The sequence below is a fragment of the Litorimonas sp. RW-G-Af-16 genome (assembly GCF_048319245.1).
Lineage (GTDB): Bacteria > Pseudomonadota > Alphaproteobacteria > Caulobacterales > Maricaulaceae > Litorimonas.
Genome location: NZ_CP166993.1, coordinates 90,414 through 104,780, shown reverse-complemented (window position 1 = coordinate 104,780; position 14,367 = coordinate 90,414). Strand labels below are relative to the sequence as shown.

The window sequence follows — 14,367 nt, the reverse complement described above, 5'->3', positions numbered from 1 at the left end:
TAAAGTTTTCTTTATATGGATGTCTTTACGATATTATTCTACGCAAGTCCAACAATTTGACCATCTTCATCCAACCCAATATCAAGCGCGGCGGGATGACGCGGCAAACCAGGCATACGCATGATCGTGCCGCAGACCGCGACCACAAAACCTGCGCCCGCATTGAGAGTTGCTTCACGTACTTCTACCGTATGTCCTGACGTTGCGCCAAGCTGTTTTGGATCGGTGGAGAAGCTGGATTGTGTCTTCGCAATACAGACTGGCAAATGACCAAAGCCCATTTTCTCGATCTGGCGAAACGCGCTTTTCGTTTCCGCCGAAAGGACAACCGCGTCGGCGCGGTAAATTTCCTTGGCCACTTTCTCAATTTTGACGGCCAGTTTGTCGCTGTCTTCATACATCATTTTGATGGTTGGCTTTGGCTTGTCCAACTGCGCTTTGACGGCGTGTGCGAGGTCTTCAGCGCCAGCGCCCCCCTCGGCCCAATGACGCGCAATCACCATCGGCACGCCTTCGCGGTCACAGACCTCTTTGACCACGTCGATTTCGGCATCAGTATCGTGGACGAAGTGGTTGATCGACACGACAGGCGTTACACCGAACTTCTTCAAATTTTGGATATGACGCTCCACATTCACGCAACCCGCGCGGACAGCCTCGACATTGGCGGGCGTCAAGTCGTCCTTGGCCACACCGCCCTGCATCTTCATCGCGCGGATTGTGCAAACCAAAACCACAGCATCAGGCCGCAGCCCTGATTGGCGGCACTTAATATCAAGGAATTTTTCTGCACCCAGATCGGCCCCAAAGCCCGCTTCGGTCACGACCACATCTGTCATCTTCAAGGCTGTCTGCGTCGCAACAACTGAGTTACAGCCATGGGCGATATTGGCAAATGGGCCGCCATGGATAAAGGCTAGATTATGCTCGATTGATTGCACAAGGTTGGGCTGGAACGCGTCTTTAAGCAAGACTGTAACCGCGCCGTCACAACCCAAATCGCGGACAGTGACTGATTTCTTTTTATACGTCTTCGCGACAATAATATCGCCAATCCGCTTTTGCAGGTCTTTTAGATCTGTCGCGAGGCAGAAGATTGCCATGATCTCTGACGCGACAGTAATGTCAAAGCCGCCCTCGCGAACAACGCCTTGTGTCGGCCCGCCAAGGCCCATAACGATATGGCGCAGAGCGCGGTCATTCATATCGACAACGCGACGCCACGTTATGCGGCGCGGGTCAATATCCAGCTCATTGCCCCACTGCATATGATTGTCGAGCATGGCCGAGATCAGCGAGTGGGCCGATGTGATCGCGTGGAAATCACCGTTGAAATGCAAGTTGATGTCTTCCATCGGAATGACCTGCGCGCGACCTCCGCCTGCGGCTCCGCCCTTCATACCAAAACATGGCCCAAGAGACGGCTCCCGCAAGCAAACCATGGACTGCACACCAATGCGGTTGAGCCCATCATTCAGACCCACAGAGGTCGTCGTCTTCCCCTCACCCGCAGGCGTTGGCGTCACAGCCGTCACGAGGACCAGCTTCCCATTTGGCTTATCTTTCAAACTATCAATATAATCGAGCGACAGCTTGGCCTTGTAGTGACCAAAAGGCACGAGCGCTTCGGCAGGAATCCCCAGCGTCTCTTTAGCAAGAGGCAAGAGGGACTTCATCTTGGCAGCGCGAGCGATTTCGATATCAGGCGCGCCCGGAGCGGGAAGGTTTTGCTGGCTCATAGTCTGGACCTTTCAGGGTCAAATTTAATATTCGTTTAGCGCACGCCCACAATGTCGCATGTATTTTTACGACATGAAATTACTATTTCACGACATAGTAATTTCTGCCACTATCCCTCATAAGCCAGAACTTTCAAGCCTGCACTTATAGACAGGATAACTAATTCATATGGTGATCGCCCCTGCGCGAGACGGCTTGACGGTTTTGAAATTTACGCACAGATGGTATCCGCAAGATCACGCGCCCACCACGACTGGTTAAGAGCCCATTATGACCGACAAATTAGACGGACTAGATATTGAACCAGAGGATAACCCTTGTCAGTTGGTCTGCTCCATGGAGCGTGAGAGCGGGCTGTGCTTTGGCTGCGGACGAACGCAAGACGAAATTTCTTATTGGACCGAGAAGACGCCCGAAGAACGCCAAGCTATATTGGCAGAACTCCCAGGCCGGATGCCTCCGCTGATCAAGCTTCGTGAGGAACGCCGCGCCCGTCGGCGCGTGAATAAGCGCAAGCGCACATAATCTTATATGTTTGGGCACAATAGCCAGTCCAAGCCGCAGCGTATTGGCTTCTTGCTACTGCCCGAATTTTCGATGATCGCCTTTACGGCCTGTATTGAGCCCCTCCGAGCGGCCAATCGTCTTTCCCGAGAACCTCTCTATGAGTGGACGACCCTTTCGCTAGACGGCCTGCCTGTGACGGCCAGTAATCGTGTGAAGCTGACACCTGACGGCGCGTTACGCGCGAGTGATTGCGATGCTGTTTTTGTCTGCGCGAGCCTGCGGCCTGTGAAATATTTGGGCAATCCGTTGCGCAATGAAATCCGCAGTCTTGTGCGGCGCGGGAAAGCCATCGGTGCCGTTTGCACGGGATCTTTCGCCCTCGCAGATGCGGGCGTGTTGACCGGGTATCGTTGCACGATCCACTGGGAGGATGTGGAGACATTCAAAGAAGTTTTTCCAAACCTCGATATTACTGCGACTTTGTTTGAAATTGATCGTAACCGCTATACGTGTTCAGGCGGTACCGCCCCGCTGGACATGATGATCTACTCGATCAAGCTTGATCACGGCAGTACGCTGGCCCTGAACGTCGCGGAGCAAATGTTACATAATTTTGTGCGAGAGCCGCAAGATAATCAGCGCATGGCGATTGAATACCGTACGGGCATTACCCACCCGAAACTGCTCGCCGCGATTGGATATATGGAAGCGCACACGGAAAACCCGATCAGCCTTGAGCGCTTGGCGAGTGAGATCGATATTTCCGTGCGCCAACTTGAACGTCTGTTCCAATCACAGCTATCCACAACACCCGCCCGCTATTACCTCAATCTGCGCTTGAACCGAGCGCGGCAGTTTTTGCGGCGCACGACAATGTCGATTTTAGAAGTCGGATTTGCGGCAGGGTTTAATTCTTCATCCCATTTCTCGCAGGCGTATAAAAAGCACTTTGGTCATTCACCGAATGCAGAGCGCCTATAAATTATCAAGTTCGGCGCCCTTGGTTTTCTTTGGCTTTTTAGGCCGTTTTACCCGCGGGTCAGCGCGCAAAATAGCCATCATAGAGCGCGGACGCGGCATGGACACAAAGCGCTTAGGCTTTTCTGGCCCGTCATGTTGCACCCGCCGGTAGAGGGCATAGAGCATCAACATGGCGTGAACGACACCGGTAAATGCAAACATGGCTGAGGGCTCAAATGCGGACATGACAAACGGCGCGAGAGACGGCCCTATGATCGACCCAATGCCGTAGATGAGCAATAGCCCGCCACTGATAGAGACAAATTCATGGGGCTCCGCATGGTCATTGGCGTGTGCGGCGGATAGGCCGTAAAGCTGCATCCCGAACCCACCATAAAGCGCGCCCCCCACCAGCATCAGCATGACTGATTGCGGCGAATAGTGCCATAAAAAATACCCCGCACCAGCCGCCAAAGCTGACATCGCAATGATCAGTTTCCGACGTCCAAATTTGTCAGATAGAAACCCAACGGGCCATTGCAGCAGAGCGCCCGTGGCAATAGCAATACTCATAAAAAGTGAAATGACGACGACTGGGTGGCCAAGTTGACGCACAAATACAGGGGCCAGCGCCCAGAAAGATCCATTGGCAAGACCGACCGCAAAACACCCCACACCCGCCAGAGGGACTGTCTTGAGTAATTTTTTGATGTTCAACGAAGTCGTCGTCACCGCCATCGGGGCTTTGGACGTTGAAAGCGAGATCGGGAAGATAGCTAAGCACACGCAAATCGCGACGACTGAGAAGAGAACAAAGCCTTGCGGATCGGCGAGCGTGAGCATGAACTGCCCTGCTGTCACGGCGCCCAAATCCACCATGCGGTAAATGGATAGCACTTGCCCCCGCTGCTCATTCGGGGTCTGTTCATTGATCCAACTTTCGATCAACATGTAGAGCCCGGCAAAAGCAAAGCCCGTCAGGATACGCAGCACAAACCAGACAGGGACATTAATGGCAATGACATGAAAAAGAACAGCGGCGGCGGTCAACGCTGATAAGGCTGCAAAAACGCGCACATGGCCCACGCGTTTTACAAGGAATGGAGTCGCCAGACAACCTGCCATAAAACCTGCATAATAGCCTGATGTCAGAAGACCAATCGCCTCAAGTGGAAAGCCTTCCCCATCGGCACGGACAGCTACAAGCGTTGCCAAAAGCCCGCCGCCCGCGAGCAAGATCGCCGCAGATAGGAGCAAAGTTCCAACAGAACCGAGGACAGTGCGCATCGCTGTCACCTTCAAATACCGTGACTGGGATACTCCAGTTACACCGCGTCACCGATCATTCGGCAAGTCCGCCATATGAGGGTTAGCGAGTGGGCGCAAGCCTCAATGCAGCGATTTTAGCGGTTATAGATAAGGCTCGAAATGAGCAAAAGTGCGATGTACATAGCACAACCTTTCAGCGAATTAGCAGACAAGCTTGCTTACGCCACTCTCTATTGTGATGATAATCCACGGCAGGTTTTGCGATTAAATTGACAGGCGACGCACATGTGCGGGGCAGGCATTTGGGTTATTTGCCGCTTATCGCAGCATCAATGTGAAGCGTCATTGCAATTTGACAGCAACGTCGCCTGATCTCGCATAAATCGTCAAATTCGCCTCACGCGCTTTGCGGAGCGCGAAGGCTGTCGGGCCTGAAATGGATAATATAGCCTGCACACCGCGCCGCGCCGCTTTCTCTACGATTTCGTAAGAACAGCGGGAGGACATCAGAACAAACCCCGTTGACGGGTCGATTTCATCCCGCGCCATCGCGCCGAGCAATTTATCCAGCGCATTGTGCCGCCCAACATCTTCGCGCAATAATGCAATGTCGCCACTATGGTTGACCCAAGCTGCGCCGTGAACAGACCGCGTTTGTTGGTTGAGCGGCTGTACGTTTCGCAAGGCCGATATTGCGCGGGCTGTAGCTTCACTTGAGAGGTCAATCGCCGCGTTGGCAACTTTGGGCAAAACCTTGAACAACGTATCTGCGTTCTCCAAGCCACACAGACCGCAACTCGCCGATCCAATCATATTGCGGCGGCGCTGCGTCACGTCGAGCCGCTCCAGCGCAAGGTCAGCAATTTTAAACCTCAGGTCCGCGCCCTTGTCGGACAGGTGAATATCTAGCGAGACAATCTCATCTGCGCTGCGCACAACTTGTTCTGTCAAAGCAAAGCCCAGTGCGAAGTCTGTCAGGTCATCAGGCGTGCCCATCATCACCGCATAATTACGGCGATTGAACACGAACGCGATGGGGACTTCTTCTGGAATGAACCAGTCGCCAGCCCCCGCCTTAATTTTGCGAGCCGTCGGACGCGCCTCGCCGTGAACGCGCACAGGGAACATGGCTACTCGGCAGGCTCTTCGATTTTGCGGTATTCGGAGAGCTGCTCTTGGTAGTCCTGCTGCCAATCAGATTTGTGATTGGCGGGGGCCACAGCAACCGCAGTCACCTTATACTCAGGGCAGCTTGTCGCCCAATCGACATTGTCCGTTGTCACAACATTCGCCCCCGTGTCGGGGTGATGGAAGGTCGTATAGACAACGCCCGGCGCCATGCGGGACGAGTGTTTCGCGCGTAGAGAAATTTCGCCTTTGCGAGACTTTAGCGACACCCATTGACCGTCTTGAATACCCTGTGCTTCTGCGTCTGATGGATGGATTTCCAGCACATCTTCTTCCCACCATAAATTATTCTCTGTCCGACGTGTCTGCGCCCCCACATTATACTGCGAGAGAATCCGTCCTGTCGTCAGAATGAGCGGGAAACGGCGATTTGTCCGCTCTGGCGTTGGCACATATTCTGTCGGCACAAACTTGCCTTTGCCGCGCGTGAACTCTCCGACGTGCATAATCTCTGCCCCGTCCGGCAGCTCATCATTGACTGGCCACTGCAAACTGCCCGCCGCGTCTAAAACGTCAAAAGAGACATTGGCAAATTGCGGCGTCAAATCAGCGATCTCGTCCATGATTTCAGACGAGGACGAAAAGCCCATATCAATGCCGAGCGCACGGCCCAAATCTTGCGTCACTTCCCACTCATGCTTGCCCGTGATTGGGTCCATGACAGGGCGGACCCGGTTGATGCGGCGCTCTGCATTGATGAATGTTCCGTCCTTTTCAAGGAAGCTAGTCCCCGGCAAAAAGACGTGCGCAAAGCGCGCGGTTTCGTTCAGAAATAAATCTTGGACAATCAGAATATCCAGCGCTTTCAAAGCAGCTTCGACATGTTGAATATTGGGATCAGACTGCGCCACGTCTTCGCCCTGAATATACATGCCTTTGTAATTGCCGCCAATGGCTTCGTCGAACATGTTAGGAATACGGTAGCCCGGCACAGGGTCCAGCTCTGATCCCCATTTGCGTTCAAACAGGCCGCGAGCGGCATCGTCGCCAACAGGGCGGTAGCCAGATAATTCGTGCGGGAAACTGCCCATATCGCAGGAGCCTTGCACATTGTTTTGCCCGCGCATCGGGTTCACACCCACGCCTGGGCGGCCAATATTGCCCGTCGCCATTGCGAGGTTCGCCATGCCCATGACCATGGTCGAGCCCTGGCTATGTTCGGTCACGCCGAGGCCGTAATAGATCGCGGAGTTTTTCTCTGTCGCAAACATGCGAGCCGCATTGATAATATCATCTACCGGCACGCCCGTAATCTTCGAGACATTTTCGGGCGAGTTTGCGTCATCGAGAATCTGCGCTTTCCACTCGCGGTAGCTGTCCATTTCCGTGCGAGCGCTAATGAAGTCTTCATCCAACAGACCTTCTTTCGCCGCTACATGGGCAAGGCCATTGATCAGCGCGACATTGGTTCCCGGCTGCAACTGTAGGTGATATTCCGCTTTAATATGCGGGCTTTGCACCAAATCAATCGCGCGCGGATCAGCGACAATTAACTTCGCGCCTTCGCGCAAGCGGCGCTTCATCTGGCTCCCGAATACAGGGTGTGCGTCGGTCGGGTTTGAGCCAATCACGAGAATACAATCAGCATGTTCGACAGAATCGAAGTTCTGTGTGCCGGCAGATTCGCCGAAGGTCTGCTTCAAGCCGTAACCCGTTGGCGAGTGGCAAACCCGCGCGCAAGTATCGACATTGTTATTGCCGAACGCTTGGCGGATCAGGCGTTGCACGACCCAGACTTCTTCATTGGTACAGCGCGACGACGTGATCCCGCCAATCGCTTTGACGCCGTATTTGGCCTGAGCCGCTTTCAGGCGGTCAGCGGAGAATTTATAGGCCTCTTCCCACGATACCGTGCGCCACGCATCTGTGATATTTTCACGGATCATCGGTTCCGTGATGCGGTCTCGATGGGTGGCATAGCCGAAGGCAAAACGGCCTTTGACGCAGCTATGGCCGTGATTGGCTTTGCCGTCTTTCCACGGCACCATGCGGATGACCTCTTCGCCTTTTAGCTCGGCTTTAAACGAACAGCCGACGCCGCAATACGCGCAAGTCGTCAGAACTGTACGGTCGGGCATGCCTTGTTCGATTACGGATTTTTCCTGCAGCGATGTCGTCGGGCAAGCCTGCACACAAGCGCCGCAAGATACACATTCGCTCTCCATAAAAGTTTCGTCCATAGACGCTGAAATCTTGGACTTAAACCCGCGACCTTCGACGGTCAGCGCGAAGGTGCCTTGCGTTTCAGAACAGGCACGGACGCAGCGGGAGCAAAGAATACACTTGCTCTCATCAAAGACGAAATAAGGATTGGTCGCGTCAATTTCAGCGTCCAGATGATTAGCGCCCGCGAGGCCATAAGGCACGGACGTCACACCAACCTCTTCGACCATTTTGAAGAACTCACTCTCCTTGCCACCAGGCTGCGCCATCGCGTCTACAGGATGGTCTGACAGATAAAGCTCCATCACGCCGCGGCGAATTTTCTTGATCTGATCATCTTCTGTGGTCACGGCCATGCCAGCTTCGACAGGGGTGGTGCAAGAGGCGGGTGTGCCGCGCTTACCGTCGATTTTGCAGACGCACAAACGACAGGAGCCAAAGGCGTCCAAGCTATCCGTTGCGCAGAGTTTCGGGATCGCGATACCGGCTTCGGCGGCTGCGCGCATGACAGATGTTCCCGCAGGCACCGTGATCTCTTCGCCGTCGATTTTCAGCGTGACCATCTCGTCAGATTTGGACGCTGGCGTGCCGTAATCTTTTTCAATTAAAAGCGTCATAGTCTACTCCGCAGCCGTCTTCATCGGCTCTGTAAATTCTTCGGGAAAGAGCTTCATCGCCGTGCGCACTGGCATGGGGGTTAATCCGCCCATCGCGCAAAGTGACGCCTCTTCCATCAAATCGCAGAGGTCTTCCAGCACATCGATATTGGCTGCGACCTCTTCGCCTTGTTCGATCTTTTCGATCAATTCTTTGCCGCGCACGGCGCCAACACGGCACGGCGTGCATTTTCCGCAACTCTCAAGCTCACAAAATTCCATAGCATATTTTGCCATCGTCGTCATGCGCGTTGTGTCGTTATAGACCACGATGCCGCCATGGCCCAGCATTGCGCCCGCCTCTGATAATGTCTCGTAGCCCATTTGCACATCAAAGCCGTGCGGCACAATATACCCGCCCAGAGGGCCGCCCGCTTGGACGGCTTTGACAGGGCGACCCGTATGCGTGCCGCCGCCGAAATCTTCCACCAGTTCTTTGAGTGTGACGCCAAAGGCTTTCTCGACCAAGCCGCCTTGTTTAATGTCGCCGGCCAGTTGGAACGGCTGTGTGCCTTTGGAACGTCCCTGACCGAAATCCGCATAGGCCTGCGCGCCGTTCGCCAAAATATAAGGGACAGAGCCGAGGGTCAGGATATTGTTGACGATGGTGGGTTTATCAAACAGGCCTTTGATCGCCGGGATGGGCGGCTTGACTTTCACCTGTCCGCGCTTGCCTTCAATGCTTTCCAGCATCGAGCTTTCCTCGCCGCAAATATACGCGCCTGCGCCGACCCGCACGTGAAGTTTAAAGCGCGGGATACCGTCATCATTCCAACCCGATAATCCTTTATTTTCCCATAGGTCGATAGCCTGGCGCATAGTCTTGATGGCGTGAGGGTATTCAGACCGAATATAGATATAACCCGTATCAGCCCCGATTCCGAGTGCGCCAATGACCATGCCTTCGATCAAACAGAAGGGATCACCCTCCATCAACATACGGTCCGCGAAAGTGCCGCTATCGCCTTCATCGGCATTGGCGCACAAATACTTTTGGCCATCCGGTTGTGCGAGGGCGGTTTTCCATTTGATGCCCGTGGGGAAACCTGCTCCGCCGCGTCCACGAAGGCCTGAGTCGAGGACTGTTTCGACGATCTCGTCTGCCGTCATTTTAAGTGCAGCTTGCAAGCCTGACAAACCGCCATGTGCTTCGTAATCAGCCAGATCGAGCGGATCGATCACGCCGACCCGCGCAAATGTCAGCCGCTCTTGATTGGCGAAATACGGGATGTCTTCGGTCAAGCCGTGGCCCAGAGGGTGACCTCCACCCGCGAGGAAGTCTGCGGCGAACAAGCTTTCCACATCGTCTGGGCTGACGGGGCCGTAAGCCATACGGCCTTGCGCCGTTTCAACTTCGACCAAAGGTTCAAGATACAGCATACCCCGGGAGCCGTTGCGGATGATCTGCACATCATCGCCGCCCTGGGCCGCAATCGCGCGAGCCACATCGTCTGCGCCGACGGACAGGGCTGCGGCGTCGCAGGGTATATAAACTTTCACACTCATTTCGTTTGGCCTTCACGGTGCTTCATCGACACATGCTTTAAGCGCTGAATATCAACCCGCCCGTAGAGATCATCATCGACCAGAACCGCTGGCCCCAGCGCACAATTTCCTAGACAATAAGCGGCCTCCAAGGCGACTTCTGTCGCGGGGGCGTCAAGTTTTGTTCCAAAGGCGACTTCGGCCTCGCGGATCAGCGCCTCAGCGCCGACGGCCTGACACGCTTCTGCCCGACAAATTTTAAGCGTGACCTTAGCTTGCGGGGCGCGCTTATAATCGTGGTAGAAGCTGACAACGCCGTGAATATCCGCGCGAGACATGTTCAACGCCTGCGCTATCGTGCGCAGGGCACTGTCGGGCAGATAGCCTTTTTTGTGTTGAACAGCGTGTAGAATTTCGAGCAATTCGTCGGGCTTATCGCCGTGATCCCGACAGACGTCCCGGGCGAATGTGTCTTCCACCGTATTGAGCAATGTCACCATGATCCGAGCCTTTTTCGTGTATTCTAGTCTACACTTTCCCTATTCGCTTAACACTTGCCTAAGACAAGCGAGATCGCAACATTATTAGTGAGTGCAATACCTCTATTCAGCAGACTGCATGTGACGGGCGATCCATTTGTGAAATACATGGGTGGGGCCGTCCATCACAGGAGAAAATTTCCCGCCATCAAACATTGGGCCATGACGCCCCTTCTGCATGCCTTCGACGACGGTGACGTCTTCGGAAAAGACATCGCGCCAGATGCGCGCATTTTCGGCCAACATCGGCTCATATCTTTCGTCCAAGTCCTCTGCGTAAAACATCGCGACCCGTTCTGTTATACGCTCTGGCCCTTGCGGCATCAATATGACGGAATAGGCGTGATCGCGGTGCACGCCCATCATAACATTGGGAAAGAAAGACGCATATTCCGAAGAGGTATTCCAGCGCTCTCCCACACCCTCAAAATCAGGAAAGACTTTTCCTGCTTCGCCTTTTAATTGTCGATAGACCAAACTGCCTTGCCCTGCATAAGTCTCGTGTTCATCGATGTTGTAATGGTCGTCAATTTTTGAGATTTCGTTTAGCTCAGGATGCACCCACGGGAGATGGTAGGACTCGCAAAAGTTCTCGATCGCGAGCTTCCAATTTGTGTTGAGCGTCATGTCAAATTGGCTCGATGGGCCTGGCACATAGAAGGGTTTGTCAAACTCGGCTCCAGCGTTCGATCAAGTCTTTGTAGACGACCTCAAAGGGTTTCGCATCGCCAGATACATTCACAAAAACTGTGCCGTGCCAAATATGGCTGCGCACTTCAAACAGCCCAAGCCTATCAGGGTCGATCGCGTCGTGAGTGTCCTGCCCGACACCACCAATATAGGGTGTGCGCACCAGTGCACCCTCGTGAGAGTAGCACCAGCTATGATAGGGACAACGGATGGGGCCTTTCAGGCGGGTCGGCTGATCGATCAAAATCATACCCCGGTGGCGGCAAGTATTTTGATAGACCTTAACGCCCTCCGTCTTACTGCGCACCAGTAGAAGCGGCATGCCTAGAAAATCAACGGGAAACGCATCGCCAGGGTTTTTAACATCCGCCTCGAACGCGGCTGCTGCCCAACCTTGATAGAAAATTATCTCGCGCTCACGCTTATACATTTCCTCAGAAATATAATGCGCATTTGGCAGGCCGTGTGCCGCCTCGATTGGTTTTAAGACATCACCTAAACTCATACCTTATTCCCTAGTCGCAAATCTTTTGATCTCGCAAGCGAGAAGCGCGTGATAAGCGATTCATATTGGGGCGCATAAGGGGAGTTGAATATCGGGAAGGTTTGGCGCTACGGCTTACCCTCTTGCAAATTCGGCTCAATCTCGTCCCAATTCATTTTCTCTTCCAACCACGGCACTTGAGCATAAAGCATGGGCAAGCAATCTTCGCGCAGAATTCGACGTGCTTCGAGCGCAAGTTTTTGGGGAATATCACCCAAATTATCCTCGCGTGACAGCAGATCAAAATGCCGCCCAAATGAGCCTTTTGTGATAGGATGCACCTGCACGCGGTCCAGCAAGTCTGGCATTTCCAGCAAACATAGCGGCGTAGTTACGCCCCACCCCAAGCCTTGCGCAACGGCCATTGTATGCGCAGGCGCACGGTCAAATTCCGCTATGTCAGGATAGTTCAGGCGCAGGCGATTGAGTTGTCGTTCGATCCGCAAACCCATGGCCGAGCGCATGGAGATACGCAGGAATGGCAAATCTTTTTCGCCCTCATGCAAGGTGACATTGCCTTTATAATCTCTCGGAAAAATCAACACATAAGGCTCTTGGAAAATTTTGTATCTCACAAGCCCTGCCACGTCTTCCATGACGTTGGACGTCGTGACCATCAGGTCGATGTTATGCGATAAAAACTCATCGCGGTGATAAGGCGATAGCCCGCTCCAAAACCGCCAATAAGACGACACATCATTCATCGTGGCATATAATCGCGAGCCGAGCACGGCTGCCATAGAGTCTGTCATAGCGATAGTCAGAGACGCCAAACGGCGGCGTTCCATCGTGCGCGTTTCGCGAAAAGCCTCCCGCGTATCGCGAAGAATTTGCCGTCCTCGCTCCAGTAAAATGCGCCCTGCGGACGTCAGCACAATCGGCCTGACCGAGCGGTCAAACAGCTTCGTCCCCACTGCGTCCTCTAACCCTGCAATGATTTGCGAGACGGCAGATTGTGTCATGCGCAGGACTTTGGCGGATTGCGTCATGCCGCCCTGATCCGCTGTCACCACGAAAACCTGCAGAGACCGCAGGTCAAAATTACTTGGTATCTTCATTTCCCCGACACTCTTTTTGTGAGTTATTACAGCGCCTTATCATAAGCTTCGCTAAAGCCAAATAGGGAAAATGCAGACAATGTATAAGCTCTGCTTCACCGCCACCCCGTCATTATCGCGCTTAATACTCGGCTATCTTTGTTTTTGATGGGCATTGCACAGTTTGGCGCAACGCGTAGGCATAAGGAAATACACGGAGCAAGATCATGGCTTTCCCCACCCATTCCAAGTTCGTCATCATTGGCGCAGGCGTCCACGGACTATCGACCGCTTACCACCTGGCCTTAGACCTTAAAGCCGCAGGCAAAGGCAGCGGGGCAGATATTGTTATTCTGGACAAAGGCGGCATCGCGTCTGGCGCATCTGGCATTGCGTGCGGTGTGGTGCGCAATAATTACTACCAACCGGCTATGCGCGAATTGATGGCCCATTCCGTCGACGTCTGGGAATCAGATATGGAGGCCTATAGCTACCACCCTGTGGGCTATATGCAGATCTCTTGCGAGTCGATGCACGGCGATGTTGCTGAGATATATGAGCAACAGCAGGCCATTGGCTATGACAGTACATTTATCGAAGGCGAAGCGGCGTGCGGCGAATATATGCGCGGCATTTACGATGACTGGCAGGCTGAAAACATCACCTCTGTTTTACACGAAAAACAAGGCGGCTACGCGAATAACTCCAAAGCCATGTATGGCCTCGCCACGAAAGCTGAAAACGAAGGCGTGCGCATCATCACAGGCTGCGAAGTTAAAGGCTTTACCCGTGCCAATGGCGCTAGCTCTGCGATCACAGCCGTTGAAACCACGCTCGGCGATCTGGCGTGTGATTACGTTGTCATTGGGGCCGGACCGTGGGTGCGCGATTTCTGGAATATGCTCGAACTACCCAAGACTGTCAGTATCAAAGGCAAAGACGGCGTCACACATGACGGGATCGGTATGTGGACGTTCTGGCAACTAGAGGAAGGCGTGCTGAATGTTGATCCCGAAATGTTTAAAACCAATGACGGAAAGCAACCGCCTGTCATGCATGTAGACACTGATGCAGCGTTGCGCTCTGTTGTCGACGGATCAGTGATCGAAGAGGCGGGGAAAATATGGGGGCTGTATTACAAGCCTGACTTCCATTTTGGCGGCGTTCAAGGCGGTGCCATGCCTTACCCCGTGACCACACCGGCAGATGAGCTTGATATTGACCCCTACGGCTCCCGCCTCGCCCGAATGGATCAGTTCGCCCGAATTTGCGCATATGTGGGTCAGCGCCCTCGCTCATTGCCATAAGCGCTTTGAAGGTATGATGGGACAATATCACAAAGAGCCGTCTGGCGGTGTCGGCTGCTTCACCCCCGACAGCTTCCCCGTCTTTGATGAGTTTTGCGAGAACGCCTATATCTTGGCAGATTCCAACCATGGCTATAAAATGATCGGGGTTGGGAAGTTGGTGGCGGAACATATCATGGGGCAAACATCAGAATTGCTTAAGCCTTTCCGCTATTCTCGTTATGCTGAGGGAGAATTGCATCCAACGTCGAATAGCCCCTTCCCTTGGAGTTAAATTAGACA

General features: G+C 53.6%; 9 protein-coding genes and 2 pseudogenes. 3 read left to right on the top strand and 8 right to left on the bottom strand.

Going from position 1 to position 14,367, the window contains the following annotated elements:
* Positions 1–38: 38 nt before the first annotated feature.
* Positions 39–1,739 carry a formate--tetrahydrofolate ligase gene (locus AB8615_RS00445; protein WP_409432989.1) on the bottom strand — a complete coding sequence of 567 codons (1,701 nt, stop codon included), beginning with the start codon at positions 1,737–1,739 and terminating at the stop codon, positions 39–41.
* Between the two features lie 271 nt (positions 1,740–2,010).
* On the opposite strand from AB8615_RS00445, the gene AB8615_RS00440 reads away from it, so the two are divergent.
* A complete protein-coding gene (locus AB8615_RS00440; RefSeq protein ID WP_409432988.1) occupies positions 2,011–2,265 on the top strand; it encodes a DUF1289 domain-containing protein in 255 nt (84 codons plus the stop codon).
* A gap of 6 nt (positions 2,266–2,271) precedes the next feature.
* Positions 2,272–3,228 carry a GlxA family transcriptional regulator gene (locus AB8615_RS00435; RefSeq protein WP_418152491.1) on the top strand — a complete coding sequence of 319 codons (957 nt, stop codon included), beginning with the start codon at positions 2,272–2,274 and terminating at the stop codon, positions 3,226–3,228.
* Here the strand turns inward: AB8615_RS00435 and AB8615_RS00430 are convergent.
* From AB8615_RS00430 to AB8615_RS00400, 7 genes and pseudogenes are all read right to left on the bottom strand, one after another.
* The gene (locus AB8615_RS00430) at positions 3,223–4,494 is read right to left on the bottom strand and encodes an MFS transporter (RefSeq protein WP_409432986.1); all 1,272 of its coding nucleotides are present in this window, start codon (positions 4,492–4,494) and stop codon (positions 3,223–3,225) included. The genes AB8615_RS00435 and AB8615_RS00430 overlap by 6 nt on opposite strands.
* Positions 4,495–4,818: 324 nt before the next feature.
* Entirely contained in the window at positions 4,819–5,604 is a 786-nt protein-coding gene (gene fdhD, locus AB8615_RS00425) for a formate dehydrogenase accessory sulfurtransferase FdhD (RefSeq protein WP_409432985.1), read from the bottom strand.
* A 2-nt stretch (positions 5,605–5,606) separates the two neighbouring features.
* The gene (gene fdhF, locus AB8615_RS00420; RefSeq protein WP_409432984.1) at positions 5,607–8,444 is read right to left on the bottom strand and encodes a formate dehydrogenase subunit alpha; all 2,838 of its coding nucleotides are present in this window, start codon (positions 8,442–8,444) and stop codon (positions 5,607–5,609) included.
* 3 nt (positions 8,445–8,447) lie between these two features.
* Positions 8,448–9,989 (bottom strand): formate dehydrogenase beta subunit, encoded by a 1,542-nt coding sequence (locus AB8615_RS00415; RefSeq protein WP_418152490.1) that lies wholly within the window; start codon positions 9,987–9,989, stop codon positions 8,448–8,450.
* Positions 9,986–10,468 (bottom strand): NAD(P)H-dependent oxidoreductase subunit E, encoded by a 483-nt coding sequence (locus AB8615_RS00410; protein ID WP_409432982.1) that lies wholly within the window; start codon positions 10,466–10,468, stop codon positions 9,986–9,988. Before AB8615_RS00410 ends, AB8615_RS00415 begins: the two co-directional genes overlap by 4 nt.
* Positions 10,469–10,570: 102 nt before the next feature.
* Positions 10,571–11,702: pseudogene (locus tag AB8615_RS00405) on the bottom strand (aromatic ring-hydroxylating oxygenase subunit alpha).
* Between the two features lie 107 nt (positions 11,703–11,809).
* Positions 11,810–12,799, bottom strand: coding sequence for a LysR family transcriptional regulator (locus AB8615_RS00400; RefSeq protein WP_409432980.1), 990 nt, complete (start codon positions 12,797–12,799; stop codon positions 11,810–11,812).
* A gap of 206 nt (positions 12,800–13,005) precedes the next feature.
* On the opposite strand from AB8615_RS00400, the pseudogene AB8615_RS00395 reads away from it, so the two are divergent.
* Positions 13,006–14,359, top strand: a pseudogene (locus AB8615_RS00395) (NAD(P)/FAD-dependent oxidoreductase).
* The last annotated feature ends 8 nt before the right edge of the window (positions 14,360–14,367 follow it).